The 26,175-nt window shown below is 57.0% G+C and carries 24 protein-coding genes; 15 read left to right on the top strand and 9 right to left on the bottom strand.

The window, feature by feature from the left end:
• Nucleotides 1-25 precede the first annotated feature (25 nt).
• On the bottom strand, nt 26-454 hold the full coding sequence (locus DAI21_RS15580) for an OsmC family protein (protein WP_100780129.1): 429 nt from the start codon (nt 452-454) through the stop codon (nt 26-28).
• An 87-nt stretch (nt 455-541) separates the two neighbouring features.
• Complete coding sequence (locus DAI21_RS15575) at nt 542-1,423, bottom strand: LysR family transcriptional regulator (RefSeq protein WP_107703548.1); 882 nt, start codon at nt 1,421-1,423, stop codon at nt 542-544.
• Nucleotides 1,424-1,536: 113 nt separating this feature from the next.
• Between DAI21_RS15575 and DAI21_RS15570 the strand changes: the two genes are divergently transcribed.
• The 6 genes from DAI21_RS15570 (at nt 1,537) to DAI21_RS15545 (ending at nt 7,471) form a co-directional block, all read left to right on the top strand.
• Nucleotides 1,537-2,388, top strand: coding sequence for a Vmh family MBL fold metallo-hydrolase (locus tag DAI21_RS15570; protein WP_107703547.1), 852 nt, complete (start codon nt 1,537-1,539; stop codon nt 2,386-2,388).
• Between the two features lie 51 nt (nt 2,389-2,439).
• Nucleotides 2,440-2,961 carry a VOC family protein gene (locus DAI21_RS15565; RefSeq protein ID WP_107703546.1) on the top strand — a complete coding sequence of 174 codons (522 nt, stop codon included), beginning with the start codon at nt 2,440-2,442 and terminating at the stop codon, nt 2,959-2,961.
• 139 nt (nt 2,962-3,100) lie between these two features.
• Nucleotides 3,101-3,316 (top strand): biofilm-dependent modulation protein, encoded by a 216-nt coding sequence (gene bdm, locus DAI21_RS15560; protein WP_100780123.1) that lies wholly within the window; start codon nt 3,101-3,103, stop codon nt 3,314-3,316.
• 96 nt (nt 3,317-3,412) lie between these two features.
• Nucleotides 3,413-3,550 (top strand): stationary-phase-induced ribosome-associated protein, encoded by a 138-nt coding sequence (sra, locus tag DAI21_RS15555; RefSeq protein ID WP_102103745.1) that lies wholly within the window; start codon nt 3,413-3,415, stop codon nt 3,548-3,550.
• A gap of 175 nt (nt 3,551-3,725) precedes the next feature.
• Nucleotides 3,726-5,423 (top strand): NAD-dependent malic enzyme, encoded by a 1,698-nt coding sequence (locus tag DAI21_RS15550; RefSeq protein ID WP_102103746.1) that lies wholly within the window; start codon nt 3,726-3,728, stop codon nt 5,421-5,423.
• Between the two features lie 338 nt (nt 5,424-5,761).
• The gene (locus DAI21_RS15545; RefSeq protein WP_107703545.1) at nt 5,762-7,471 is read left to right on the top strand and encodes an ABC-F family ATP-binding cassette domain-containing protein; all 1,710 of its coding nucleotides are present in this window, start codon (nt 5,762-5,764) and stop codon (nt 7,469-7,471) included.
• A gap of 37 nt (nt 7,472-7,508) precedes the next feature.
• Here the strand turns inward: DAI21_RS15545 and DAI21_RS15540 are convergent, their stop codons facing one another.
• The gene (locus tag DAI21_RS15540; RefSeq protein WP_107703544.1) at nt 7,509-8,108 is read right to left on the bottom strand and encodes an inorganic diphosphatase; all 600 of its coding nucleotides are present in this window, start codon (nt 8,106-8,108) and stop codon (nt 7,509-7,511) included.
• 272 nt (nt 8,109-8,380) lie between these two features.
• Between DAI21_RS15540 and adhP the strand changes: the two genes are divergently transcribed.
• The gene (gene adhP / locus DAI21_RS15535) at nt 8,381-9,391 is read left to right on the top strand and encodes an alcohol dehydrogenase AdhP (RefSeq protein ID WP_102103749.1); all 1,011 of its coding nucleotides are present in this window, start codon (nt 8,381-8,383) and stop codon (nt 9,389-9,391) included.
• Nucleotides 9,392-9,396: 5 nt separating this feature from the next.
• On the opposite strand, the gene DAI21_RS15530 is transcribed toward adhP, so the two are convergent.
• Nucleotides 9,397-9,906, bottom strand: coding sequence for an Rrf2 family transcriptional regulator (locus tag DAI21_RS15530; RefSeq protein ID WP_100780116.1), 510 nt, complete (start codon nt 9,904-9,906; stop codon nt 9,397-9,399).
• 211 nt (nt 9,907-10,117) lie between these two features.
• On the opposite strand from DAI21_RS15530, the gene DAI21_RS15525 reads away from it, so the two are divergent.
• From DAI21_RS15525 to DAI21_RS15495, 7 genes are all read left to right on the top strand, one after another.
• Nucleotides 10,118-11,320, top strand: coding sequence for an NAD(P)/FAD-dependent oxidoreductase (locus tag DAI21_RS15525; RefSeq protein ID WP_107703543.1), 1,203 nt, complete (start codon nt 10,118-10,120; stop codon nt 11,318-11,320).
• 142 nt (nt 11,321-11,462) lie between these two features.
• On the top strand, nt 11,463-13,082 hold the full coding sequence (locus DAI21_RS15520; RefSeq protein ID WP_107703542.1) for a TIGR04028 family ABC transporter substrate-binding protein: 1,620 nt from the start codon (nt 11,463-11,465) through the stop codon (nt 13,080-13,082).
• A 10-nt stretch (nt 13,083-13,092) separates the two neighbouring features.
• Nucleotides 13,093-14,037, top strand: coding sequence for an ABC transporter permease (locus DAI21_RS15515; RefSeq protein ID WP_107703541.1), 945 nt, complete (start codon nt 13,093-13,095; stop codon nt 14,035-14,037).
• Nucleotides 14,034-14,885, top strand: coding sequence for an ABC transporter permease (locus DAI21_RS15510; RefSeq protein WP_100780110.1), 852 nt, complete (start codon nt 14,034-14,036; stop codon nt 14,883-14,885). Before DAI21_RS15515 ends, DAI21_RS15510 begins: the two co-directional genes overlap by 4 nt.
• Nucleotides 14,882-16,489: an ABC transporter ATP-binding protein gene (locus DAI21_RS15505; RefSeq protein WP_107703540.1), complete on the top strand. Its 1,608-nt coding sequence runs from the start codon at nt 14,882-14,884 to the stop codon at nt 16,487-16,489. The genes DAI21_RS15510 and DAI21_RS15505 overlap by 4 nt, the downstream gene beginning before the upstream one ends.
• Nucleotides 16,486-17,475, top strand: a complete 990-nt coding sequence (locus tag DAI21_RS15500; RefSeq protein WP_107703539.1) for a putative FMN-dependent luciferase-like monooxygenase — start codon at nt 16,486-16,488, stop codon at nt 17,473-17,475. Before DAI21_RS15505 ends, DAI21_RS15500 begins: the two co-directional genes overlap by 4 nt.
• Before the next feature lie 9 nt (nt 17,476-17,484).
• Nucleotides 17,485-18,576, top strand: coding sequence for an alkylhydroperoxidase domain protein (locus tag DAI21_RS15495; RefSeq protein ID WP_107703538.1), 1,092 nt, complete (start codon nt 17,485-17,487; stop codon nt 18,574-18,576).
• 6 nt (nt 18,577-18,582) lie between these two features.
• Here the strand turns inward: DAI21_RS15495 and araJ are convergent, their stop codons facing one another.
• On the bottom strand, nt 18,583-19,758 hold the full coding sequence (araJ, locus tag DAI21_RS15490; protein WP_107703537.1) for an MFS transporter AraJ: 1,176 nt from the start codon (nt 19,756-19,758) through the stop codon (nt 18,583-18,585).
• Nucleotides 19,759-19,878: 120 nt separating this feature from the next.
• Nucleotides 19,879-20,520 (bottom strand): Qnr family pentapeptide repeat protein, encoded by a 642-nt coding sequence (locus DAI21_RS15485; protein WP_100780104.1) that lies wholly within the window; start codon nt 20,518-20,520, stop codon nt 19,879-19,881.
• 143 nt (nt 20,521-20,663) lie between these two features.
• Here DAI21_RS15485 and ppk2 point away from each other — a divergent pair, with 143 nt between their 5' ends.
• On the top strand, nt 20,664-21,482 hold the full coding sequence (gene ppk2 / locus DAI21_RS15480) for a polyphosphate kinase 2 (RefSeq protein ID WP_107703536.1): 819 nt from the start codon (nt 20,664-20,666) through the stop codon (nt 21,480-21,482).
• A gap of 84 nt (nt 21,483-21,566) precedes the next feature.
• Here the strand turns inward: ppk2 and fdnI are convergent, their stop codons facing one another.
• The 3 genes from fdnI to fdnG are packed head-to-tail and all read right to left on the bottom strand — an operon-like array spanning nt 21,567 to nt 26,159.
• Complete coding sequence (fdnI, locus tag DAI21_RS15475) at nt 21,567-22,223, bottom strand: formate dehydrogenase-N subunit gamma (RefSeq protein WP_100780102.1); 657 nt, start codon at nt 22,221-22,223, stop codon at nt 21,567-21,569.
• The gene (gene fdxH / locus DAI21_RS15470) at nt 22,216-23,100 is read right to left on the bottom strand and encodes a formate dehydrogenase subunit beta (RefSeq protein ID WP_107703535.1); all 885 of its coding nucleotides are present in this window, start codon (nt 23,098-23,100) and stop codon (nt 22,216-22,218) included. Before fdxH ends, fdnI begins: the two co-directional genes overlap by 8 nt.
• Before the next feature lie 11 nt (nt 23,101-23,111).
• A complete protein-coding gene (fdnG, locus tag DAI21_RS15465; protein WP_159075421.1) occupies nt 23,112-26,159 on the bottom strand; it encodes a formate dehydrogenase-N subunit alpha in 3,048 nt (1,015 codons plus the stop codon).
• Between the last annotated feature and the right edge of the window lie 16 nt (nt 26,160-26,175).

Here is a 26,175-nt window from a genome sequence, read left to right as displayed (position 1 = left end):
CGGGCGGCGCCCGGCTTTGCAGAGATTAGTTCAGTTTATAATCCAGCGTGATTTCCGCCTTCAGAACCTGAGAGACCGGGCATCCGGCTTTCGCTTTCTGGATAATGCCGTCGAACTGCTGCGGCTCAATGCCAGGTACGGTTACCTTGCTTTGCAGCGCGATTTTGGTGATCGCAAAGCCGCCGTCAGTTTTATCCAGCGACACATCTGCCGTGGTATCGATGGAATCCGCGGTGTAACCCGCCTCTCCCAGCATCAGTGACAGCGCCATTGAGAAACAGGCGGCATGCGCTGCGCCAATCAGCTCTTCCGGGTTGGTCCCTTTTTCGCCTTCGAAACGGGTATTAAAGCCGTAAGGTTGTTGATTCAGGACGCCGCTTTCCGTAGAAACCGTTCCTTTGCCGCGTTTAATATCGCCAGACCAGTGTGCCGAACCGTGCTTATGAATCGTCATTATTGCTCTCCTTTTGGCTTACAAAGGATTAAGTATAGAACCTCAACGCCAATGTGAGAGGAACACGGAACACTCTTAGGCGTTTGCTCACTTCGTCATCAACGACTCGCTCAGCGCATCCAAGAATAAGCGCTGTGCCGCAGGCTGATAATCTCTGGACTGATAGATCCCAAAAATGCCGATCGGTTTCGGCGTGAATGCGCTGAGGACGGGAACCAGCTTGCCGCTTTCCAGCGCGGGCTGCGCTTCCCACGCCGGCAGCATTGCGATCCCGCAGTGCTGGATGGCGGCCTCCATCAACAGCGACGAAATACTGGCGCTCAGATTGCCGCTCACCGCAACGGAAACGACCTCTCCCGCGTCGGTGATAAAATTCCACGACTGTCCGGCGAAGAAGCTGTAATGCAGGCAGTTGTGTTGCGCGAGATCTTCAAGGCTTTGCGGCGTGCCGTGGTCAGCCAGATACTCTGGCGAGGCGCAAAGCACCGAGCGGCACTCACCCAGACGGCGGGCGATCATTCCAGGTTCCGGGTTGTCGGTAATGCGGATCGCCACGTCGATGCGCTCACCCACCAGGCTGACGGGATGATTATTAACGTCCATTTCGACGCGCACTTTGGCATGACGCGTCAGAAAATCCGGCAGCATCGGGGCGACAATCTGCATCGCCGTGAAGTGGGCGCAGGCTACGCGCAGCGTGCCGGACGGCGTTTCACGGGAGGACTGATCCTCAATCTCCTGCGACAGCCGTGTGAGATTGCGGGTTTTCTGCAAGACCTTTTCCCCGGCAGGCGTCAGGGTGAGCTTACGCGTGGAGCGATGCACCAGCCGCGTTCCGGCCCATTTCTCCATTTGCTCCAGATAACGGCTCACCATCGGGCGAGAAATGCCCAGCGCGCGGGCCGCAGCGCTGAGACTCCCCAGCTCGCAAATACGGTTATAGACCTGGGCGGCAATCACGCGATCCATTGTTATGACTCCATCTGCTCGATTTATGAAACTAAGCATGTCTTGTTTCAGGAATTCTGGCAAATCGAGAGATCCGTACAATAGAGACTTTCCGACACTACCGAGACAAAATGATGAAGCTCAATCGCCTTGCCCTGCTGTGCGCCCTGTTCACGCCCGCTGTTTTTGCCGCGCCCTTAACGCTGGATACCTATAACCCACAGGAGAAAGGTATCTTCGCCGTCTCTTCGACGCTGGTTTCCGGGCCGAAAGAGGCCGTGCTGTTCGATGCGCAGTTCAGCGTCAAAGATGGCGAGCAGCTGGTCGAGAAAGTGCGCCGCAGTGGTAAAACCCTCAGCAAGATTGTGATCACCTCCGGCGATCCGGACTTCTACTTTGGTCTGCAGCCGCTGGTGAAAGCCTTCCCAAATGCTAAAGTGGTGGCGACCCAGGCGGTGGTGGATCACATCAAGGCTACCAAAGATGCCAAACTGGCCTTCTGGGGGCCGCAGATGAAGGACGGCGCGCCGTCGGAACTGATTGTCCCGCAGGTAATTGCCTCAACCACCTTTATGGTGGACGGCGAGAAAATCGATATTGAGCAGGCAGACAGCTATGCCGCCTACGTGTGGATCCCGTCGGCCAAAGCCATTCTCGGCGGTACGGGCGTTTCGTCCGGCATTCACCTCTGGACGGCAGACACGCAAACCAAAGCCAGCCGCCAGCAGTGGTTGTCCACCCTGGATGAAATGGCCGCGCACAAACCCGAGCGCGTTATCCCAGGCCATTACCTCGGTACCCCGCCTGCCGGTACCGCCGCCATCGATTTTACCCGCACCTACCTGCAGCAATTTGAGCAGGCGCTGGCGGCGCATAAAGCGTCAACTGGCGTGATCGATACCATGAAAAAACAGTGGCCGAATCTTGCCGAAGTCAGCTCCCTGGAATTGAGCGCGAAGGTCAATACCGGCGAAATGAAGTGGTAACAGGCTAACGGTCTCCTGCTATATTTATTCTTTTTATAGCAGGAGATGATTATGCAACCCTCAGTAAGAGGAATTGACCACATTGGTATTACGGTTCCTGACATTGAACAAGCCACGTTATTTTTTGAGAAAGCGTTCGCAGCAAAAGTGATATATCGTTCAGCAGATCCTGGCAGTGAAAATATTGATGACGAAGCCCAGGAAAATACCTTAAGACTATTTCCAGGGACCAAAGTCCGCGCTATCAGGATGCTGGCAATGCCTCATGGCCCAGGCATTGAACTGTTTGAAATGCACGGCCCAGAACAGCAATCGGCAGTCCGTCCCAGTGATTTTGGTCTGCAACACTTCGCTGTCTATGTCGATGATTTTGCACGTGCCATAGCGTGCTTTACCGCTGCTGGCGGCGAGATGTTTACCGAGCCAAAACCCCTTTCATTCCCCGCTGAACGGGGTGAAGGCAATGCCTTTTGCTACGGCAAAACCCCCTGGGGAAGCGTAGTTGAATTGATATCATGGCCGTCCCCGATGCCCTACGAAAAATATACGAATCTGCGTCGCTGGAAACCCTGAGTTAACGAAAAAAACGTTAAATATGATATTTTTATTTCCAGGATGAATCTGAACCACAGCGGGAAGAATATTTGCCATTCTGAATGTGAATTATGAATTGCGTACCGGATTATTAAACAGATAACGACACGGAGGCAGCATGTTTACACATTACTCAGCAAATACTCATTCCGCACAACCGGCCCTGGTGAATGCGATTGAACAGGGCCTGCGCGCCGAGCATGGCGCGGTCACTGAAGATGACATTTTGATGGAACTCACCCGCTGGGTGGAGGCCTCAGATAATGACATCCTCAGTGATATCTACCAGCAGACCATTAACTATGTGGTGAGTGGTCAACATCGCCCCCTGTAAAATACCTGCTATGCTGGATCTGCAACCTAAGGGGTTACATTTCGTTTGCGAGAGCAAACTGGTCCTTAAAACTATCAACAGGATTGAGGAGTTAACATGAAATCGAACCGTCAGGCACGTCACATTCTGGGACTGAACTACAAGCTGTCTAACCAACGTAAAGTGGTGATCGAGGGCAGCAACGAAACGGTAGTCACCCACACGCACGGCAGAAAACGCCACGCAGACAAATAATTCACGTCACTGAATCACGACACCATCGGCAAAACCGATGGTGTTTTTGTTTGTGTGTTGCGGTAATTAACATTTAGCTCCTTTATAATGCCAGTCGACGTCGCCCTGCCAGCAAGCCAGAAAGATGACAATACGCAGTGCCAGGGACGGATATTCAAAAAATCGAGTGAGTGACATGGACAACAAAGCAAAACATCATCGTTCCCTTTATATCCCCTACGCGGGGCCGGTTCTGCTGGAGTTCCCGCTGCTGAATAAAGGCAGCGCCTTCAGCGCGGAAGAGCGCAGCAGTTTTAACCTGCTTGGCCTGCTGCCGGAAGTGGTCGAAACCATCGAAGAGCAAGCCGAACGCGCCTGGATCCAGTACCAGGGTTTCAAAACCGAAATCGACAAACACATCTACCTGCGTAACATCCAGGACACCAACGAAACCCTCTTCTACCGTCTCGTGCAAAATCACCTCGAAGAGATGATGCCGGTGATTTACACCCCGACCGTCGGGGCGGCCTGTGAGCGCTTCTCCGAGATCTACCGTCGTTCGCGCGGCGTGTTTATCTCCTACCAGAACCGCCACAACATGGATGACATCCTGCAAAACGTGCCGAACCACAACATCAAAGTGATCGTGGTGACGGACGGCGAGCGTATTCTGGGCCTCGGCGACCAGGGTATCGGCGGCATGGGTATTCCTATCGGCAAACTTTCGCTCTACACCGCCTGCGGTGGCATAAGCCCGGCGTATACGCTGCCGGTGGTGCTGGATGTCGGCACCAATAACCAACAGCTGCTGAACGATCCGCTGTATATGGGCTGGCGCCATCCGCGCGTAACGGACGATGAGTATTATCAGTTCGTCGACGACTTCATTCAGGCCGTAAAACACCGCTGGCCAGACGTGCTGCTGCAGTTCGAAGACTTCGCGCAGAAAAACGCCATGCCGCTGCTCAACCGCTATCGCGATGAGATCTGCTCTTTCAACGATGACATTCAGGGCACCGCAGCGGTGACCGTCGGCACGCTGATCGCCGCGAGCCGCGCGGCAGGCAGCCAGCTGAGCTACCAGAAAATTGTCTTCCTCGGTGCAGGCTCTGCCGGCTGTGGGATTGCAGAACAGATCATCGCGCAAACCCAGCGCGAAGGCTTAAGCGAAGAGCTGGCCCGTTCGCGGGTGTTTATGGTCGATCGCTTCGGTCTGCTGACCGACGGAATGCCAAACCTGCTGCCATTCCAGACCAAACTGGTGCAGAAACGCGAAAACCTGAAAAACTGGGATACGGATAACGAAGTGCTCTCCCTGCTGGACGTGGTGCGCAACGTGAAGCCGGATATTCTGATCGGCGTTTCGGGGCAAACCGGGCTGTTCACCGAAGAGATCATCCGCGAAATGCACAAACACTGCCCGCGCCCTATCGTGATGCCGCTCTCTAACCCGACCTCTCGCGTCGAAGCCACGCCGCAGGACATCATCGCCTGGACGGAAGGCAATGCGCTGGTCGCGACCGGCAGCCCGTTCGATCCGGTGGTGTGGAAAGACAAAATCTACCCCATCGCACAGTGCAACAACTCCTATATCTTCCCGGGAATTGGTCTGGGTGTGATCGCATCCGGTGCGTCGCGCATTACGGACGAAATGCTGATGTCTGCCAGCGAAACTCTGGCCAAGCACTCTCCGCTGGTGACCAACGGCGAAGGTCTGGTGCTGCCAGAACTGAAGGATATCCATACCGTATCGCGGGCGATTGCCTTTGCGGTCGGCAAAATGGCGCAGCAACAGGGTGTGGCGGTGAAAACCTCCGCCGATGCATTGCAGCAGGCCATCGACGACAACTTCTGGATGCCGGAATACCGGAACTATCGTCGTACCTCGATTTAAACCTTCCCTCTGTAAGTTGCCGGGTAGCACAACGCCACCCGGCAAACGCCAGGCCCGGTGGCACGCTGCTTGCCGGGCCTGTAAAACCCCGCTACACTCCCTTCATCCATAAACCCACTGAATAAATAAGGAGGCTAATTATGCTGTATAGTGAAATTTTCAATGTTTCACATACATTTGGTGATCGCACCAGCTCAAGCGTTATCGGTATCGTGCTGCGATAACTTCTGCTTGAGCGAAGACACCCACACCTGAATCCCTTCCCTCGGGCTTACTGAGTTATCGTCAGCGATGTTTGACGAGGCATTTCCATGCCTGTAACACTTGAGTAAGCAACAATGAGCACATTACTAACTGCACAATCTCTCCGCGTTGAAACGGCGTTTAACACCCTTTTCGACTCGCTCTCCTTTACCCTGAAAAAAGGCGACCGTATTGGTCTGCTGGGCGATAACGGCTGCGGCAAAAGTACCCTGCTGAAGATCCTCGATGGCACCGAGTCCCCTTCTGTCGGCACGGTGGCGCTCGCCGGCCACTGCCTGATGGCACGCGTGGAACAGCATCTGCCGGAGTCGATTTATCCTCTGTCAATGCTCGACGCCGTGCTGGCGCAACTGCCCGCAGCGGAACGCGACAGCCTGCGCTGGCGCGCCGAAACGTTGCTTGGCGGTATGGGTTTTACCTCACAGGATATGGCCTTACAGTCGTCGACCCTGAGCGGCGGGCAGCACACACGGCTGCTGCTGGCGCGGGCGTTAATCAGCGATCCCGACCTGCTGCTACTGGATGAACCCAGCAACCACCTCGATCTGCCAACCATGCTCTGGCTGGAGCAGTTTTTACAGAACTGGTCCGGCAGCTTTGTGCTGGTGTCGCATGACCGACAGCTGCTCGATGCTGTCACCAACGGCAGCTTGATTTTGCGCGATAAAACGCTGCACAGCTTCGCCCTCCCTTGCTCCGCCGCCCGTCAGGCGCTGGCGGCAAAAGATGAAAGCGATGCCCTGCGGCACAAGGCCGAGCAAAAAGAGATCGACCGCGTTGCGGCCAGCGCCAAACGGCTGGCGACCTGGGGCAAGGTCTACGACAACGAAGATCTCGCCCGCAAAGCGAAACAGATGGAAAAACAGGTCGAACGCCTGAAAGAGAGCCAGACCGATCTCACGGCGGGCAGTCCGTGGACGTTAACACTGCGTGGCGATGCGCTGCGTGCCGACCGGTTGCTGGAGATGACGCATCTTCCCGTCCCTCCGGCGCCCGGCTTGCCCGCGCTGTTTGACGTGGATATCGCGAGGCTTAAGAGCGGCGACCGCGTGGCGATTATGGGCCGTAACGGCTGCGGGAAATCCTCGCTGATGAAGCTTATCTGGCGGCAATTTGTCACAGAACAGTCGACGGATGAACTGAAAATCCATCCCCGCCTGACCCTGGGCTACTACGACCAGACGCTGCACCAGCTGCCGGACGATGCCCCGCTGCTGGAGGCGCTGGAGCCGTTCGCGCCAGACCCGCAGGTACGCAAAATGGCACTCATCAGCGCCGGTTTTCCATGGGTACGCCACGGGCAGAAAGTCAGTACCCTCAGCGGCGGCGAACGTTCTCGCCTGCTGTTTGTCGGCCTGACGCTCGCCCGTTACAGCCTGCTGATGCTTGATGAGCCAACCAACCACCTGGATATGGAAGGCAAAGAGGCGCTGGCCGAAACGCTGCAACAGTTCGAAGGCGGCGTGCTGCTGGTGAGTCACGACAGGCAGCTCATCAGCCAGAGCTGTAACCGCTTCTGGCTGATTGAGGACGGCAGGCTCAGCGAATGGCATGATGCCGAGGCGGTGTTTGCCCGCCTGCGGGAAAGCAGCGGATTAACCCCATCTGACGTGTCAGCCAATACAGCGCAATCAGCGCCGACAGAGTTTGACGATCTGCTCGAAAGACTGGTGACGCTTGAGACGCTGCTGGCTGAGGATATGGCGCGTAAGTCGAAGCATCAAAAACCTCAGCTTCAGCAACAGTGGCGCGAGGAGATTGCCCGGCTAGAAGCACAGCTGTAACCCTGCGCCCGGCTGCACGTTCAGCCGGGCCAGTTTATTATTGCGGTTTGTTCGCTTTCCAGGCGTCCCACGCCTGTTTGATTTCCTGCTTCGCGGTCGCGGCATCGTTAAAGCCATTCAGCTCCACTTTTTTACGCCCTTCCGGCAGCTCTTTATAGACGCGGAAAAAGGATTCGAGGCGCTGCACTTCGATTTTCGGCAGATCGCTCAGCTCCTTAATGTCATCATAAGTCGGGTCGATTTTGCTCGCCGGGACAGCCACAATTTTGTCGTCTTTATCCCCGCCATCCACCATCTTCAGCACGCCAATCGCACGCAGTTTGATAAGCGTACCCGGTGCCATTGGCGCGCGGGTGTAGAAAATCACGTCCAACGGATCGCCATCCCCTGCAAGGGACTGTGTCAGGGAGCCATAGTTAGCCGGATAAGCCACCGGCATCGACTGGAAACGATCGGCAATAATAAAACCGGTTTTGGCATCGGTTTCATATTTGATGATACCGCCCGCCGGGATTTCGGTGACGGCATAAAACTCTTCCGGATTATTTTCCGGCTGTGGGAATTCCAGGATATTTTGCGCCTGCACAGAGGCGGAAAGGAGAACGCTAACGGCCAGTAAGGTTTTGAACAGCTTCATGTCTTTTAACTCTTCGGTTATTGGGAAGCCAACACGTTACGTTTTCCAGATGACAGAACCATGACGTTTTTTTGTCAGTTTCTCATCCCCACCTGTATTCAGGGCTTGAAGGGTTTATTGATGCTTTAATCGCCTGAATGACAACGAAATTATTACATTATGTTGCCCCGCCCTTGTATAAAACCGCCAAAGCATTAATCCTTAAGGAGTAAGAACGATTCTCATCTTTCTTACTGGCTATGCAGATACCGAACATGAACATGGAGATACATATGAAGGCTGCTGTCGTTACTCAAGATCATCAGGTTAATGTCACCGATAAAACCCTTCGCGCGCTGCAACACGGCGAAGCGCTGCTGAAGATGGAATGCTGTGGCGTCTGCCACACGGATCTTCACGTGAAGAACGGCGATTTTGGCGATAAAACCGGGGTGATCCTCGGCCATGAAGGGATTGGCATCGTCAAAGAAATCGGTCCTGGCGTCACCTCACTGAAAGTGGGCGATCGCGCAAGCGTGGCCTGGTTCTTCCAGGGCTGCGGTCACTGCGAATACTGTAACTCTGGCAACGAAACCCTGTGTCGCGACGTGAAAAACGCCGGGTATTCCGTTGATGGTGGGATGGCTGAAGAGTGCATCGTGACCGCCGATTATGCGGTAAAAGTGCCGGACGGCCTGGAATCCGCAGCGGCCAGCAGCATCACCTGCGCTGGCGTCACCACCTATAAAGCGGTAAAAATTTCCCACATCAAACCGGGCCAGTGGATTGCGATCTACGGTCTGGGTGGGCTGGGCAACCTGGCGCTGCAATACGCGAAAAACGTCTTTAATGCCAAAGTCATTGCCATCGACGTGAATGATGCGCAGCTGAAACTGGCCGCCGACATGGGTGCCGATCTGACAATCAACTCCCGCAACGAAGATGCGGCGAAAGTGATTCAGGAAAAAACCGGCGGAGCGCATTCTGCGGTCGTCACCGCAGTGGCGAAAGCCGCGTTTAACTCTGCGGTCGATGCGGTGCGTGCCGGTGGCCGTGTGGTGGCTGTCGGTCTGCCGCCAGAAGCCATGAGCCTGGATATTCCACGTCTGGTACTGGATGGAATTCAGGTGGTCGGTTCGCTGGTTGGGACCCGTCAGGATCTGGTCGAAGCCTTCCAGTTTGCCGCCGAAGGCAAAGTGGTACCGAAAGTCACGATGCGCCCGCTGGGCGACATCAACGCGATTTTCAAAGAGATGGAACAAGGCCAGATCCGTGGCCGTATGGTGATTGATTTCCGTTCTTAATGGATTCAGGACGGGCTGCGACGATCCGTGATCCAGTCCTGTACCTCAATCAGGAATGTATCGGGTGCTTTACGGTACATTTTGCGCGCCAGATCGAGAATGGTGTGGCGCGCCAGTTCTTCTTCCATCCGCTGTTGGGCGCTGTCCATCACCGAACGCACGCCGCATGGCCCGTCGCAAACCCAGGCCGGTGGAGCTTCATCAAACACCGCCAACCGCTGGCGCACTTCACGACACTCAAACATATTCTTCTCGCCATCAATGGCATGCACCACATCCAGCACTGAAATGAGTTCTGCCGGACGCGCGAGTTTAAACCCGCCGCCCTTGCCTTCCGTGCTGTTGACCAGTCCCGCCCGCGAAAGACGGGTGAAGATTTTGCCCAGATAGTCGTAAGGCACACCCTGCAGTTCCGCCATCTCCCGGACGCTCAATTCTCGCTCGTTGCCTTTGGCATCTACCATGCACATCAGACTATGAATGGCGTACTCCACACCGGAACTGTAAAAGGCCATGATTAACTCCGCTCTCATTATTCGTGGTTATTATAGCCGTGTTCGTAAGCAGAAAAACAGCCCATGACTCCCTCGCCAGTTAACTCACTGATTTTTAGCTTGTCTTACATGCGACCGCTCGCTAACTCAGAAAAAAGTTGTTGGAGTTAACTCCGACCAGTATAGTTTCAGTCAGGTCAGGCACAAAGCCTGATGAGCAAAAGGATCGAAAATGAAAAAGCATATTTTAATTGTGGGCAGTGGTTTTTCCGGTATGTGGGCAGCGGTGAGCGCAGCGCGCCTGGCGGAGCTGAACGGGAGCACCGATCTGCGTATTAGCGTGCTGGCTCCGCAACCTGAGCTGCGCGTTCGCCCGCGTTTCTATGAAGAGAACGTCGCCGGACTGGTGGCTCCCCTGACGGATCTGTTCGCCGAACTGGACGTTGAGTACATTCAGGGAAGCGCAGAACGCATTGATACTAAAGAGAAAGCCGTGTGGTATCGCGACAGCCAGGGCAACACTTCCCTCATAACGTATGACCGCCTGGTACTGGCCACCGGCAGCCAGTCCAAACGCCCGGCGGTGGCCGGTCTGACTGAATTTGCTTTTGATATCGATCAGCTTGAATCTGCTCAGGTGTTCGAAAAACACCTCGATGCCCTGGTTCATCAGCCCTCTACCCCGGCGCGTAACACGGTGGTGGTCTGTGGGGGCGGGTTTACCGGCATTGAGCTGGCAACCGAATTACCGGCGCGTTTGCGTGCCCGCTTTGGTGATGATACGCAGACTAAAGTCATCGTAGTTGAGCGCGGCGCGGTTATCGGCGGTCGTTACAGCGAAGCGTTGCGCGATGTGATTGCGAATGCCAGCGAAGAGCTGGGCGTGGAATGGCGTCTGAACAGCGAAATCGAAGCGGTCGATGCGCAAGGCGTCATTCTCAAGAGTGGCGAACGCATTGACGCTGCCACCGTGGTCTGGACGGCTGGCGTGGAAGCTCATCCGTTGACGACTCAGATTGACGGCGAGCGCGACGCTCAGGCGCGTCTGCGGGTGAACGAACTGCTGCAAATCCCTGCGCACCCGGACGTCTTCGCCACCGGCGATACCGCCCATGCGAAAACGGATGATGTGGGGAATACGGCGCTGATGACCTGTCAGCATGCGATCCAGCTCGGAAAATTTGCCGGACACAACGCCGCTGCCAGCCTGCTGAACGTCGAGCCCTACCCGTACCGCCAGGTGAATTATGTCACTTGCCTCGATCTCGGTGCCTGGGGCGCGGTGTACACCGAGGGCTGGGAGCAAGAGGTGAAACTGGTCCGTGAAGAGGCGAAAAAACTCAAAATTGCCATCACCAACGAACTGATCTATCCACCCGCGGCCAATCGCGCAGTTGCCTTTGCGGCAGCGGACCCACTGGCGAAGTTTGTGTAAAGAGTTCATCCGCTCCTGACCGGGGGCGGCTTGTATATTTCCGATTTCCGGCAATCCTTATCTCAATTCCTTTGTTCCTTTGTTTTCAGCCGCGCCCGATGATGAATCCGACGCTAAAACGAAGATAACAAAGGAATTCACCATGCAAACCCCTTTTCGCCTGCCGCTGCTGACGGCGCTGATCCTCGCGGCGACGGCTGCTCACGCCGCCGACACTCCGGTTAAAGGCGGCACGCTTGTCTATCTGGAACAACAGGCGCACACCAATCTTTATCCCCCGGCGGGCGGCTTCTATCCGAACGGCGGCATTCTGAATCAGATCACCGACAAGCTCACCTGGCAGAACCCGAAAACGTTGGAGGTGGAGCCGTGGATCGCCGAAAGCTGGTCCACCAACGCCGACAAAACCGAATACACCTTTAAAATCCGCCCAGGGGTGACGTTCTCCGATGGCACGCCGCTCGACGCCAACGCGGTGGCCAAAAACTTCGACACTTACGGATTGGGCAACAAAGCCCAGCGCCTGCCGGTTTCCGAGGTGATCAACAACTACGATCGCAGCGAAGTGATCGATCCGCAGACGGTGAAGTTCTACTTCAAAAAACCGTCGCCAGGATTCTTACAGGGCACCGCCACTATTGGTTCTGGGCTGGTGTCACTCAGCACCCTGAAGCGCAACTTTGAGGAGCTGGGCGACGCGCGCCACATCATCGGCTCCGGCCCGTTCGTGGTGAAAGATGAAAAACTGGGCCGGGAAGTGACCCTTGAGGCGCGAAAAGCGTACCAGTGGGGCCCGAAAAATCTCGCCCAGCAAGGCCCGGCAAATCTGGATGGCATTAAATTTATCGTCACGCCGGAAGACAGCGTGCGCGTCGGCGCGCTGCTGGCGGGCCAGGCTGACTTTATCCGTCAGGTGCAAGCCTACGACGAAAAACAGGCCACCGAACAGGGCTATAAAATCTACGCTGCCCCAACGCGCGGCGTGAACGACAGTATCAGCTTCCGCCCGGATAACCCGCTGGTGTCTGACCTTCGCGTGCGTCAGGCGCTGCTCCATGCCACCAATGCGAAACAGGTCGTTGAAACCCTCTTCTCACCGAATTACCCGCAGGCAAAATCGGTGATTGCCGATTCTGCCGCTGGCTTTGTCGATCTCAGCGACAAGCTGACCTTTGACGCGGCGAAAGCCAACGCGTTGCTCGATGATGCAGGATGGAAAACCGGCGGCGACGGTATCCGCGTCAAAGACGGACAGCGACTGGCGCTGACGGTCTATGAATCCCTGCCGCAGCCGCAAAACAAAGAGGTGCTGCAACTGGTGGCCCAGCAGTGGCGTCAGGTCGGCGTGGCGCTGAGCGTCAAGGCGGGTGATGCGGGCAGTCGCACGCTGGATAACCTCGACCCGCTGAAAACGCCGCTGACGGTGTCGGAAGTCGGCCGCGCCGATCCGGATGTAGTGAAAAGCATGTTCTATCCGGCCAACCGCGACGCGCTGCTACAAAAAGGTGGCTCCAGCGACAAGGTGAAAAGCTTCCGCGACGACAAACTCAACGAACTGCTGGTAAACATCTCCGCCGAAGTCGATCCGCAAAAACGCCTGCAGCTGACGGGCGACGCCCAGCGCTATCTGCTGGATAACGCCTATGTAATCCCTATTTTTGAAGAGCCGCAGGTCTTCGCCGGTGCGCCATGGCTGAAAGGGGTGAACTTCGAAGCGGTAGGACGTCCGTCGTTCTACGGCGCGTGGATCGAGAAACACTAAGGGGGCGATGATGAGCCATTATCTGCTGCGACGGGCCGGAATGGGGCTGCTGGTCCTGTGGGCCGCCTTTACCCTCTCCTTCGTACTGCTTCAGGTGCTGCCGGGGGATGCGGTGCTGATTAAATTTCAGAACCCGGATCTGGGCTTAAGCCTGGCGCAAATTGAAGAGATGCGCGTCGCCTACGGTGCAGACAGCCCGCTCTGGCAACAGTATTTCCACACGCTGTTTGCCATGCTGCGCGGCGATTTTGGTTTTTCATTGCAGGCGGGCGTGCCGGTGAGCGAACTGATCGCGAGCAATTTGCCGGACACCCTGAGTCTCGCCCTTCCCGCGTTCGCGCTGGCCGTGGTGCTGGCCTTCGTGCTGGCCTTTGCCGCACGTCTGCCGGGGCTGCGCTGGGTGAGTAACGCCATTCAATCCGTGCCGGTACTGTTTATCTCGCTGCCGACCTTCTGGCTCGGCATCGCGCTCATCCAGCTGTTCTCATTCCAGCTACGGCTGATTCCGGTGATTAACCCGTCGCCATTGCAGGGGTTGATCCTGCCGATCGTTACTGTCGCCATTCCGATTTCCGCCCCGCTGGCGCAAATTCTGATGCGCAGTCTCGATCAGGTGTCCGCTCAGCCGTTCGTCGCCGTCGCGCGCGCCAAAGGGCTGAGCGAAACCGGCGTGCTGTGGCGTCACGTCACAGGCAATGCGCTGCTGCCGGTGCTGAATATCGCCGGGATTTTGCTCGGCGAACTGATTGCCGGGGCGCTGATTACCGAAACTGTATTTGGCCGCAGCGGTCTGGGCCAGCTGACGCAGCAGGCCGTCAACAACCAGGATATCGCCGTATTACAGGCGGTGGTGATGATCTCGGCCCTGGGCTTTGTGCTGATAAACCTGCTGGTGGATCTGCTGATGCCGCTGTTTGATCCTCGTCTGCAAACCGTCACCGGAGGTGCATCATGAGTCTGGTGGACTATGCCGCCGCGGCGCGAAAACGCGTCCCGGCCCTTCGCACCGTCGACATTCAGCCCGGATTATGGCTGGCGTGGGGCGTGATTATCGTTGCCGCTCTGGCCGCACTGGCGCCGGGTTTGCTTACCCACTACAGCCCGATTGAAGGGATCGCGGGCGCACAGCGCTTAGCTCCCCAGGCGGGACACTGGCTGGGAACCGATCAACTTGGCCGTGACGTCTACGCGCGCATTGTCTATGGCGCATCCCACTCACTCAGCGCCGCCCTGGCGGCCGTGGCGATGGGATTAGTGGCTGGCACGGCAATGGGGGTTATCGCCGGTGCCTTCGCCGGGCGCGTGGAGTCGGTGCTGATGCGTTTTGTCGATGTGCTGCTGTCGATTCCCTCGCTGCTGCTCTCCCTGACGGTGATTATTTTGCTCGGTTTCGGCACGGTGAACGCGGCTATTGCCGTCGGTGTGGCGTCGATTGCCAGTTTTGCCCGCCTGGCGCGCGGCGAAGTGGTGCGTATTCGTCACGCAGATTATGTCGAAGCGGCCTACGGCAGCGGCGGCACCTTCTGGGCAGTGCTGTGGCGTCACATTTTACCGAACTCCCTGACGGCGGTGCTGGCCTTCGCGACCCTGCAGTTTGGTCAGGCGATCCTCGCCCTTTCGACGTTAAGTTTCCTCGGCTACGGCACCCCGCCGCCTGTCCCGGAATGGGGGCTGCTGATTGCCGAAGGGCGTAACTATCTCTCCACCGCCTGGTGGCTGACCACCTTCCCCGGCATCGTGGTGATCGCCGTGGTGCTTGCCACCAACCGTATCAGCCAACAGTTAAGCGGAGGCCGCTCATGACCGTTCTGTCCGTGGAAAATCTGACTTTAAGCTACCGCATCGGTCGCCAGTGGCGTGAAGTGGTCCACAACGTCAGTTTCACCCTAAAACGCGGGGAAATGCTTGCCTTTGTGGGCGAGTCTGGCTCCGGGAAAACCACCACCGCGCAGGCGATTATCGGCTTGCTGGCGGACAACGCCCGTCGCGATAGCGGCAAAATTGTGCTGAACGGCGAAGAGATCAGCCAGTGGTCAGCAAAACGGCTCAACAGCCTGCGCGGAGCGCGTATCAGCCTGGTGCCGCAGGACCCTGGTAACTCCCTGAATCCGGTCAAAACCATCGGCGCCCAGGTGGGCGAAGTGCTGCATATTCACCAGAAAATCACAAAGACCGAGCAAGAAAATCAGGTGCTGGCGCTGCTGACTAAAGTCGGGCTAAGCCACCCGGCACAGCGGATGAAGCAATATCCACATCAGCTTTCCGGCGGGATGAAGCAGCGGGTACTGATCGCCATCGCCATCGCGTTGCGCCCGGATGTGATCATCGCCGATGAACCGACCAGTGCCCTGGACGTGACGGTACAAAAACGCATTCTCGATCTGCTGGATATCCTGCGCCGCGAATCGGGAACGGCGGTACTGTTCGTCACCCACGATCTGGCCCTGGCCGCCCAGCGTGCCGATCGCTTACTGGTCTTTCGGCACGGCGAAGTTCAGGAACAGGGGGCAACCGCCAACGTGGTGCGCGCCCCGCAGCACGCCTATACCCGCCAGTTGCTGAGCGATTTGCAGGGTTCACGCTTGACCATTGCGCCGGTCTCAGGCCTTCGGCTGGCCTCTCCTGCCATTCGCGCTCAGGCCATCAGCAAGCAGTTCACTCTCAGTAAAGGTCACACTTTACAGGCGCTGGATAACGTCAGTTTTGATGTGCAGCGCGGCAGCACGCACGCGCTGGTCGGGGAGTCGGGATCGGGGAAAACCACTCTGGCCCGCATTTTACTGGGGTTTGAGCAGGCGGACAGCGGGCGCGTCACCCTCGATGATATCGATGCGACCCAGCTCAGCGTGGAGGCACGCCGCCAGCTGCGGCAGAAAATTCAGTTCGTCTACCAGAATCCGTTTGCCTCCCTCGACCCACGGCAAACGCTGTTTGAGATCATCGAAGAGCCGCTGAAAAACTTCAATAAGCTCGCCCGAGCGGAGCGCAAATCCCGCGTCGAGGCGGTGACCACCCGCGTGGCCCTGCCGCTTGAGCTGCTGAGTCGTACCGCCCGCGAGCTTTCTGGCGGCCAGCGTCAACGCGTGGCCATCGCTCGTGCGCTGATTCTGGAGCCAACCATTCTGGTACTGGACGAAGCGACCTCGGCGCTGGATGTCACGGTGCAGGCGCAAATCCTCGCCCTGCTGCAACAACTCCAGCAGCAGCTTGGGCTGACCTATCTGTTTATCACCCACGATCTGGCGACCGTTCGCCGCATTGCGCACAGCGTGACAGTGCTGCGCAGCGGTCAGGTTGTTGAACATGGCACGGTGGAGGCGCTCTTCTCCTCGCCACAGAGCAGCTATACCCGCGAGCTGATCGACGCCATCCCCCATTTTTCACCCGTTACGAAGGAGTACGCATGACGCGTAAACGCCTGGGATTCTTTACCCGCCTGCTCGACGACGCGCCTGCGAAAGCGCGCTATCGTCTGGCAACAGAACAGATCCGCCATGCCGAGCGCCACGGTTTTGATACGGCCTGGATTGCTCAGCACCATTTCCACGAGCGCGAAGGCGGCCTGCCGTCGCCGCTGGTGTTCCTCGCTCACGTTGCGGCCCAGACCCAAAGCATCCGTCTGGGCACGGCGATTATTACCCTGCCGATGGAAAACCCGCTGCGCGTGGCGGAAGACGCGGCGGTCCTCGATCTGCTGGCGGACGGTCGCCTTGAAGTCGGTTTTGGCTCCGGCGGTACGCCAACCTCGTTTCTGCCTTTCGGCCTGACGTTCGACGAGCGCGGCGCGACGTTTGCCGACCATCTGCACCTGATTCAGAGTGCCTGGCGCGGTGATTCCCTGACGCATCCGGATAACCATCTCTATCCACCTGCGCCGCAACTGGCAGAACGCGTGTGGATTGCGACCTTTTCCGTTGAAGGCGCCGTGCGCGCCGCCCGGGCCGGGCACGGGCTGATGCTCTCCCGAACTCAGCCTCGCCCGGCTGACCAGCCAGGGCTTACTCTCGACCAGATTCAGAACCCGATTGTGGATGCCTATCTCGCCGCGCTGCCCTCGGGAGTGGCGCCGCGAATTCTGGCCTCGCGCACGGCGTTTGTGGCCGACAGCGATGCGTATGCTCTGAACGTCGCAACGCCCGGGTTAACCCGGCAGGCAGAGGCGCACCGAGCGGCGGGTCATACCGTAACCGGTGACAGTGTCACAGATTATATTCGCCAGTTCGACGCCCATATCGGCGCGCCGCACACCGTGCTGGAATCACTCGCTCAGGATTCCGTCCTCAAACGGGCGACGGATATTTCATTCCAGGTCCATTCCGTTGAGCCGTCCCATCGGGACACCTTACGTTCAATTGAGCTTATTGCTGAACATATCGCCCCTCATATTCTTTAAGGAGTCCCTATGTCTTTAAGTCAGGATATTGTTGCCGAATTAGCGGAGATCGCCCCCGGTTCGCCGCTGGCAACGGCTCGCGCCACGCGCGATGCCGCCACCCGTCATGCCCAGGGCAGCTATGAAACACTTTTTAGCCAGCAGGATGCGGCGTTCCCGCTTGATGAACGCGCGGCGGTGGCCGCTAAAGTGGCAAAATGGCACCGCGTTGACGCGCTGGCCGCCCACTACGCCGGTTTTGGGCTGGCTGACCCGACTTCCGCACGGCTGACGCCCGCGCTGACCTTTGCGCGTCTGCTGACGTTTTCCCCGGTCGAAGCCACGCCCGGCGCATTAAGCGCACTGACGCAGGCGGGATGGAGCAAAGAAGCCATTGTGACGCTGGCTCAGCTGATCGCGTTCGTGAGTTTTCAGAGCCGTCTCGTCGACGGGTTGCGCCTGCTGAATGACAAAACCGTGGCTGCAAGCGACACGCCGGTGGTGGCGGGGATCTGGCACAGCACGCCTGAGACAAAAAGCGGCAAACCGGCGCCGGTACAGTTCACGCAGCAGGAGCTGGGCTGGGAGCCGTGGCTGGCGTCAAAACCGCTGGCAGAGTTCAACGCCGACGAGCAGGCTATTCTTGCGAAATTTGGCCATACGGACTCAGACTATTTCCGCCTGCTGGGGCGCAATTTGCCGGTTCTGGAACAGCGCACGCTGACCGATAAAGGGATTTTTTACACGCCAGGCGGCCTGCCGCGCGCGGAGCGTGAACTGGCGGCGACGGTGACCAGCAAGATCAACGGCTGCATTTACTGCGCATCTGTCCATGCGCGTAAGGCGAGCCAACTGTCGAAGGACAATAATGCCATAGACGCGCTGCTGGCCGTGCGGCCGGGACAGTCCCTGAGCGAGGGGCAATCGGCGCGCTGGCAGGCGGAAATTGATTTTGCGGCGGCGCTGTCCGTGACGCCACCCGCTGTGACACCCGCGCATCTCGCGGCACTGGAGAAGCAGTCTCTGGACACGCTTGAACAGCTCGATCTGGTGCAATCTGCGGCGTTCTTCGCCTGGGCCAACCGTTTAATGCTGACCCTCGGCGAACCTTACCTTCCGTAACGTAAATCAGGCTAACGCGCTGGCGTTAGCCTCCGCCCGTTTGGCTTTCTGACGGCCATACAGCAGCAGCGATGACATGGCGGCGAATGAGAGGAGCGCCGCCGGTAACGTCACGTAGCTCCAGCTGTAGCCGAGAACGATCATCATCCCGCCGAAATACGCCCCAATCGCACTGCCAAGGTTAAAGGCCACCTGCCCGCCCGCCGCGCCCAACAGCTCACCGCCCTGCGCATTTTGCAGCAGCATAATTTGCAGCGGTGCCGACAGCGCAAACAGCCCCGCGCAGCAGATAAAGCCCATCACCAGAGACGCAGCCTGATTTTCACCGAAGGCAAACAGCATCAACAGCGACAGAACGATCACCAGATCGGTGGTCGCCGCAATGCGCAGCGGGCTGTAACGACCGGAAAGTTTGCCGCTGAGCAGATTACCGAGCACCATGCCCAGCCCCATCAGCATCATGATAACGGTCATAAACCCGGCGGAGAATCCGGAGACGTTGACCATAAACGGCTTCACAAAGCTGAACCATGCGAAGACTCCGGCATTACCGAACATCGTCGCGGCAAAAATCAGCCAGGGTTCCGGTTTCTTCAAAAAGTGAAACTGCTCCGTGAGCCGGGTTTCGGTTTTATCGTACAGGGTCGGCACCCAGAAAATGACCGACAGGATCACCAGCGCGTCAAACGCCGCAATCAGAAAGAAGGTGTAGCGCCAGTTATATTCATGCCCAAGCCAGGTGCCGAGCGGAACCCCCACCAGATTGGCGACCGTCATTCCGGCAATCATCCCCGATACGGCGAGGGTGACTTTTCCGGGCGGCGCTATCTTTGAAAGGATGATCGCACCGACGCCGAAGAAGGCCCCGTGCGGAAAGCCGGACACCAGCCGCCCGATGGCCAGCCAGAAATAGGACGTTGAGAAGGTAAAAATGGCGTTTCCGACCACGCACAGGGCGACCAGAAAAAGCAGAACCGTTTTTAACGAAAACTTACTTGAAAACAGCGCGATGATCGGCGCACCAATGACCACGCCAAAGGCGTAGTACGAAATCATGCTCCCGGCAGAGGGGATCGAAATGCCGGTATCGTGCGCCAGCTCGGTCAGCACACCCATGATGCCAAACTCGGCCATGCCCAGTCCAAAAGTGCCCAGCGCCAGTGAAAAAACGGTTTTTTTCATACCACAGCCATTTGTTAAAAATTTGCAACAGCCATTATTGAACAAACTGGTATGGTGAGCCAGTTCGAATTGGCGCTCTGACACGTTAATCCATTCATTCGGTCTGGCTTGTGAATATCCTTAACCGATAATCGCGACGCCCAGGCGTTCCATAATTTGCGCAACCTGATAGCTATCGAGCTTCACCCCCTGCAAATCGACGCCGCGCACGTCCAGATCGCCGAGTTCAGAATTGGTCAGATCGCAATGAGTGACGTTAACCGCCCGCCAGTCGAATGACGAAAACTCCCCGCCCGACAGATCGGAGCCGCTAAACGTTGCGCCGAGGATCTGCGCGCCGTTCCAGCGGTTTTCCCACAGCTCGCATTTTTCGAGCACCACTTTGGAAAAGTTGGCGTAGCTGAGGTTGCTTTTGGTGATGTACGCGCTGCAAAACCAGCTGCGGGAGGTGATCATGTTCATAAAGCTGGTGCCGCGAAAGTCTGCGCCCTGCGCGCGGCACTCGCGGATTTCAATCCCCAGCGCGCTGGCGTTCCTGAAATCGGCCATCGTTAAATCGCAATTTTTGAAAATGGCGTCTTTCAGCGTAGCGCGAGAAAAATTCCCGCCCTGCTGGCTTTCGCGATCGTAAAACTGACAGCCGATAAATTCCGTGCCGGTCAGATCGACGCCGGAAAAGTCGCAGTGGCGAAATGTCCCGTTCTCAATTTTCTCGCCCGTAAACTGGTTTTTGCCAATTCTTACCCCGTCCAGCGTCAACATTTTACGACAACCTGTGTTTATATACAGTAATGCCGTATTCTAACCCGATCCCATGGTGTTGTGTAAATAATTCCCGCGAGGATTTGCGAGCACGATTACACTTCAAAGTGTTCTTACCCTCCCTTCTGTCGAAGAGGATTGCCATGGGAAACATCAAGAAAGCGAAAAGCCCGGCGGAAAATGTGAAACGCGAACCGCTGAAAGAGAAGGCATACGAAAAGGAGCTGCGGCGTCTGCACGTTGAGCTGGTCAAGCTCCAGCAGTGGGTTGTCAGTAAAGGGCTAAAAGTCTGCGTGGTGTTTGAAGGCCGCGACGGTGCAGGCAAAGGCGGGACGATTAAAGCCATCACCGAACGCGTCAGCCCCCGTGTATTTCGCGTCGTTGCGCTGCCCGCGCCGACAGAGAAAGAGAAAAGTCAGCTCTATTTCCAGCGCTACGTGCCGCATCTGCCCTCGGCGGGAGAAATCGTGATTTTCGATCGCAGCTGGTACAACCGTGCGGGCGTTGAACGCGTCATGGGCTTTTGTACGCCTGAACAGGTGCAAAAGTTTCTGGATGGCACGCCGACCATGGAACGGGCGATGGTGGATGCGGGGATCATTCTGATCAAATACTGGCTCGAAGTGACGCCCAAAGAGCAGGAGCGCCGCCTGCGGGATCGTATTGATGACGGGCGTAAAACCTGGAAGCTGTCACCGATGGACATCAAATCGTTCAGACTGTGGGATAAATACACCGAAGCGCGCGATGCGATGTTTGCTGCCACCGATACCGCCTGGGCGCCGTGGTTTGTCGCTCGATCCGAGGATAAAAAACGGGTGCGACTGAATGTCATCTCGCATTTGCTGTCGCAAATCCCCTACAAAACCCTGCCCGTCGAGCCGGTAAAACTGCCGAAGCGTAAAGTGGGTAAAGTAAAACCGACGGATTATCCGTTCCGCTATATTGCGGAGCGGTTCTGAAAAGCGCCAGGGGCAACCGATAAAACACCTCCCCCAGGACGGCATAAACGCAGCGCCGCCGGCAAATACCGACGGCGCTTGAGGTTACTTCATCCCTTCCGTGCTCTCTTTTTTCGCTTCCAGTCTTTCGACATCACGATACCAGCGCGGATGGTGTTTTTGCGCCCAACGGCGGCTTACCTTCCCTTCGATCATCCCTTTAATCGATCCTTTCACCCAGAAAGCCATATACATATGAATCAGGATGGCATGGATCAGAATGATGGCGACGGTCGCATGGATCAGCAGGCTGTAGCGAATCACCTGAATCGGGAAATAATGGGCAAAATAGGGACGCCAGATAATCACCCCGGTCACCAGCAGCACAAAAATCATGCTCATGATGGTCCAGAACATCATTTTCTGTCCGGCGTTGTACTTGCCCACTTTCGCGACTTTGTGCTCGTTGCCTTTCAGCACTTCGACAATCCCTTTCACCCACGGAATATCCTGCTTATCCGGGATGTTGTGATGCACAAAGCGCACGAACATAAACATCAGCACCACGAAAATCAGCACGCCAAAGAACGGGTGCAGAATACGACCCATCTGCGGCGTCCCGAAGGTTTCCGTCAGCCACTGCAGCGTCGGGAAGAAGAAAGAGATCCCGGACACCGCCACCAGAAAGAAGCAAATGACCACCGTCCAGTGACAGGCGCGGTCGACAAACTTGGTGCGCACAATCATCTTCGACTTACTCATGATGTTCATCCTCGTCGTCATCCACCTCTTTGTTTGGCCCGATACCGATGTAGTGATAAATCAAACCGGCAAAGGTGGCGATAAATCCGGCCGCTGCGAGCGGTTTGAGCGCCCCTTTCCACAGGTTGATGGAGGTATCAATCGCCGGATCTTTAGGCAGATTGTGATACAGCTCTGGCTGGTCGTTGTGATGCAGAACGTACATCACATGCGTCCCGCCGACGCCCTGCGGGTTGTAAATCCCCGCGTGGTCATATCCGCGCGCTTTAAGCTTATCGACGCGTTCCTGCGCCACCTCGAGCATCTCTTTCTTGGTACCGAAATGAATTGCCCCGGTCGGACAGGTTTTCACGCAGGCAGGCTCCTGCCCGACGCTGACCCGATCCACGCAGAGGGTACATTTGTATACCCGGTTATCCTCTTTGTTCAGACGCGGCACGTTGAACGGACAGCCGGCGATACAGTAGCCGCAGCCGATGCAGTTATCCTGCTGAAAATCGACGATCCCGTTGGCGTACTGAATAATCGCCCCGGCGGACGGGCATGCCTTCAGACAGCCCGGGTCCTCGCAGTGCATACAGCCGTCTTTACGAATCAACCACTCCAGCTTGCCGTTCTGATCGGTTTCGCTAAAGCGCATTACCGTCCAGGATTTGGCACTGAGATCCGCCGGATTATCATAAACGCCCACGCAGTGCCCGACGTCATCGCGGATGTCGTTCCACTCCGAACAGGCCACCTGGCAGGCTTTGCAGCCCACGCAGGAAGAGACATCAATCAGCTTGGCGACTTCCGCTTTAAAGTCCCGCGCACGAGGCGCGGGAGTCATGCCGTTGGTCGCGGAGCGTTTGATAATGTCTTGTGTTTCCATAGCCATTGAATCGCTCCTTACGCTTTCTCGATGTTGACCAGAAACGCTTTATATTCCGGCGTTTGCGAGTTGGAATCGCCGACGTTTGGCGTCAGGGTGTTGGCGAGGTAGCCTTTTTGCGCCACCCCCTCAAAGCCCCAGTGCAGCGGAATGCCCACGGTCTCGACCTGCTGGCCGTTGACGTGCAACGTCTGCAGACGACGCGTAACCACCGCCACCGCGCGAATAAAGCCGCGTTTGCTGCTGACCTTCACGCGATCGCCGTTGGTGATGCCTTTCGAGCGCGCCAGGGTTTCACTGATTTCGACAAACTGTTCCGGCTGCGCGATGGCGTTGAGCCGCGCGTGTTTGGTCCAGGTGTGGAAATGCTCGGTCAGACGATAGGTGGTCCCGACGTACGGGAACTTATCTTTCTTACCCAGGCGCAGCGCGTCGTCTTCATACAGGCGAACCACCGGGCTGGAAACCACGTTCGGATGCAGCGGGTTGGTGCCGAGCGGCGTCTCCATCGGTTCGTAGTGCTCCGGGAACGGCCCTTCTGCCAGCTTATCGAGCGCAAACAGACGCCCCAGCCCTTCTGGCTGCATGATAAACGGCCCGGTCCCACTGCCCGGCGGCGCGGTGTTGAAGTCCGGGATATCGTTCCCCGCCCACTTCGTGCCGTTCCACGCGATCAGCTTGCGTTTCGGATCCCACGGCTTGCCGTTGATATCCGCCGATGCACGGTTGTAGAGCACGCGACGGTTGAGTGGCCACGCCCAGGCCCAGCCAAGCGTATTGCCCAGTCCTGACGGATCGGCGTTATCGCGGTTGGCCATCTGGTTGCCCTGCTCGGTCCAGCTTCCTGTGTAGATCCAGCAGGAGGAGGCCGTTGAACCGTCATCGCGCAGCAGCGCAAAGCTGTTCAGCAGCTGACCTTTTTTCGCCAGCAGATTGCCGTTGGCGTCATAAAGATCTTCCAGCGCATAGCCGTTGTTCTCTTTCGCGACCTCTTCCGATTCCGGGTGGTCCGGCTGCTTGTAATCCCAGCGCATTTTCAGCAGCGGTATCGCCCCTTTACCATCTGACTGGGCGTACATCTCGCGCAGACGATGGTAAATACCGGCCAGAATTTCGCCGTCGTTACGCGCTTCGCCCGGTGCGTCCTGGCCTTTCCAGTGCCACTGAAGCCAGCGGCCAGAGTTGGCGATGGAGCCATCTTCTTCCGCGAAACAGGTCGACGGCAGACGGAAGACTTCGGTCTGAATCGACGCGGTGTCAACGTCGTTCATCTCGCCGTGGTTCTGCCAGAAGTTGGAGGTTTCCGTCACCAGCGGATCGATCACCACCATGTACTTCAGCTTACTGAGGCTGCGCACGACCTTGTTTTTGTCCGGGAAAGAGGCCACCGGGTTAAAGCCCTGGCAGATGTAGCCTGTGACGTTGCCCTTATCCATCATGTTGAAATACTTGATGACGTCGTAGGCCTGGTCCCATTTCGGTAGCCACTCAAAGCCCCAGTCGTTCTCTTTCTGCGCCGCATCGCCGTAGAAAGACTTCATCAGGCTGACGAAGAACTTTGGATAGTTGCTCCAGTAGTTCACCTGCTCCGGCAGTGTCGCTTTTGGCGTGTTCGCCGCGAGATAGGTCTGTAGATCGGTCTGTTTTTCCGACGGCAGCGTCAGATAGCCGCTCAGGCTGGTGGAGAGCAGCCCCAGATCCGTTAACCCCTGAATATTGGAGTGTCCGCGCAAGGCATTCACGCCGCCGCCCGCCATCCCCATGTTGCCGAGCAACAGCTGAATCATCGCCATGGTACGGATGTTCTGCGCACCAACGGTGTGCTGCGTCCAGCCCAGCGCATACAGGAACGTGGTGGTGCGATCGGCCGCACTGGTCGAGGCCAGCACTTCGCACACTTTCAGGAAGTCCGCTTTCGGCGTTCCGCAGATGTTTTCCACCACGTCCGGCGTGTAGCGAGAAACGTGCTGTTTCAGCAAGTTCCACACGCAGCGCGGATCGGTCAGGGTTTCATCGCGTTTCGCAAAACCGTTTTCATCGAACTGATAGTTCCAGGAGGATTTGTCGTACTGACGTTTTTCTGCGTCATAGCCGCTGAAAAGCCCGTCATCAAAGGCAAAATCGTCCCGCACCAGCAGATTCGCGTTGGTGTAGTGTTTAACGTATTCGGCGTTGATCTTGTTGTTTTCAATCAGATACAGCAGCACGCCAGACAGGAACGTGATGTCCGTACCGGAACGAATCGGCGCATAGATATCCGCCACCGATGCCGTACGCGTAAAGCGCGGATCGACGACGATCAGCGTCGCATCGTTGTTATTTTTCGCTTCCATCGCCCAGCGGAATCCCACTGGATGGGCTTCAGCGGCGTTACCGCCCATCACCACCACGACGTTGGCGTTTTTGATATCAACCCAGTGGTTGGTCATCGCACCGCGACCAAATGTTGGAGCAAGACTTGCTACCGTTGGTCCGTGTCAGACGCGCGCCTGGTTATCGACGGCCAGCATGCCAAGCGAGCGCACAAATTTTTGCGTCAGCATGCCGGTTTCATTACTTGCCGCAGATGCGCAGAGCATTCCGGTGGAAAGCCAGCGGTTCACAGTGACACCCTGCTCGTTCTTTTCAACGAAATTGGCGTCACGGTCGTCTTTCATTAATTTGGCGATGCGGGTAAAGGCATCGTCCCAGGAGATGCGCTGCCATTTATCAGAGCCAGGCGCGCGGTATTCCGGGTAACGCAGGCGGTTGTCGCTGTGGACATAATCCAGCAGGCCTGCGCCTTTCGGGCAAAGTGCCCCACGGCTCACCGGATGATCCGGATCCCCTTCAATATGGTAAATCGCTTCTTTGGCGTTTTTCGCGCCATCGCCCAGGCTATACATCAATAGCCCGCATCCCACGGAGCAGTATGTGCAGGTGTTACGGATCTCTTTGGCGCGCAGCAGTTTATAGTTACGCGACTGAGCCAGCGCGAGTTTAGGCATAAAGCCCAACGCAGCAGCTGTTGTTCCGGCCATACCGCCCGCGCAGATTTTAAAAAACTTTCTGCGGCTGACGTCCATTGCTGTCCTCGTTATC

The organism is Lelliottia sp. WB101 (assembly GCF_003051885.1).
Classification (GTDB): Bacteria; Pseudomonadota; Gammaproteobacteria; order Enterobacterales; family Enterobacteriaceae; genus Enterobacter; species Enterobacter nimipressuralis.
This window is presented reverse-complemented; position numbering and strand designations above follow the sequence as displayed.

Bases quoted from the DNA above. Each gene is read 5' to 3' on its own strand.
- DAI21_RS15580 (WP_100780129.1), bottom strand. From the start codon at position 454: ATGACGATTCATAAGCACGGTTCGGCACACTGGTCTGGCGATATTAAA.
- DAI21_RS15575 (WP_107703548.1), bottom strand. From the start codon at position 1,423: ATGGATCGCGTGATTGCCGCCCAGGTCTATAACCGTATTTGCGAGCTG.
- DAI21_RS15570 (WP_107703547.1), top strand. From the start codon at position 1,537: ATGAAGCTCAATCGCCTTGCCCTGCTGTGCGCCCTGTTCACGCCCGCT.
- DAI21_RS15565 (WP_107703546.1), top strand. From the start codon at position 2,440: ATGCAACCCTCAGTAAGAGGAATTGACCACATTGGTATTACGGTTCCT.
- bdm (WP_100780123.1), top strand. From the start codon at position 3,101: ATGTTTACACATTACTCAGCAAATACTCATTCCGCACAACCGGCCCTG.
- sra (WP_102103745.1), top strand. From the start codon at position 3,413: ATGAAATCGAACCGTCAGGCACGTCACATTCTGGGACTGAACTACAAG.
- DAI21_RS15550 (WP_102103746.1), top strand. From the start codon at position 3,726: ATGGACAACAAAGCAAAACATCATCGTTCCCTTTATATCCCCTACGCG.
- DAI21_RS15545 (WP_107703545.1), top strand. From the start codon at position 5,762: ATGAGCACATTACTAACTGCACAATCTCTCCGCGTTGAAACGGCGTTT.
- DAI21_RS15540 (WP_107703544.1), bottom strand. From the start codon at position 8,108: ATGAAGCTGTTCAAAACCTTACTGGCCGTTAGCGTTCTCCTTTCCGCC.
- adhP (WP_102103749.1), top strand. From the start codon at position 8,381: ATGAAGGCTGCTGTCGTTACTCAAGATCATCAGGTTAATGTCACCGAT.
- DAI21_RS15530 (WP_100780116.1), bottom strand. From the start codon at position 9,906: ATGGCCTTTTACAGTTCCGGTGTGGAGTACGCCATTCATAGTCTGATG.
- DAI21_RS15525 (WP_107703543.1), top strand. From the start codon at position 10,118: ATGAAAAAGCATATTTTAATTGTGGGCAGTGGTTTTTCCGGTATGTGG.
- DAI21_RS15520 (WP_107703542.1), top strand. From the start codon at position 11,463: ATGCAAACCCCTTTTCGCCTGCCGCTGCTGACGGCGCTGATCCTCGCG.
- DAI21_RS15515 (WP_107703541.1), top strand. From the start codon at position 13,093: ATGAGCCATTATCTGCTGCGACGGGCCGGAATGGGGCTGCTGGTCCTG.
- DAI21_RS15510 (WP_100780110.1), top strand. From the start codon at position 14,034: ATGAGTCTGGTGGACTATGCCGCCGCGGCGCGAAAACGCGTCCCGGCC.
- DAI21_RS15505 (WP_107703540.1), top strand. From the start codon at position 14,882: ATGACCGTTCTGTCCGTGGAAAATCTGACTTTAAGCTACCGCATCGGT.
- DAI21_RS15500 (WP_107703539.1), top strand. From the start codon at position 16,486: ATGACGCGTAAACGCCTGGGATTCTTTACCCGCCTGCTCGACGACGCG.
- DAI21_RS15495 (WP_107703538.1), top strand. From the start codon at position 17,485: ATGTCTTTAAGTCAGGATATTGTTGCCGAATTAGCGGAGATCGCCCCC.
- araJ (WP_107703537.1), bottom strand. From the start codon at position 19,758: ATGAAAAAAACCGTTTTTTCACTGGCGCTGGGCACTTTTGGACTGGGC.
- DAI21_RS15485 (WP_100780104.1), bottom strand. From the start codon at position 20,520: ATGTTGACGCTGGACGGGGTAAGAATTGGCAAAAACCAGTTTACGGGC.
- ppk2 (WP_107703536.1), top strand. From the start codon at position 20,664: ATGGGAAACATCAAGAAAGCGAAAAGCCCGGCGGAAAATGTGAAACGC.
- fdnI (WP_100780102.1), bottom strand. From the start codon at position 22,223: ATGAGTAAGTCGAAGATGATTGTGCGCACCAAGTTTGTCGACCGCGCC.
- fdxH (WP_107703535.1), bottom strand. From the start codon at position 23,100: ATGGCTATGGAAACACAAGACATTATCAAACGCTCCGCGACCAACGGC.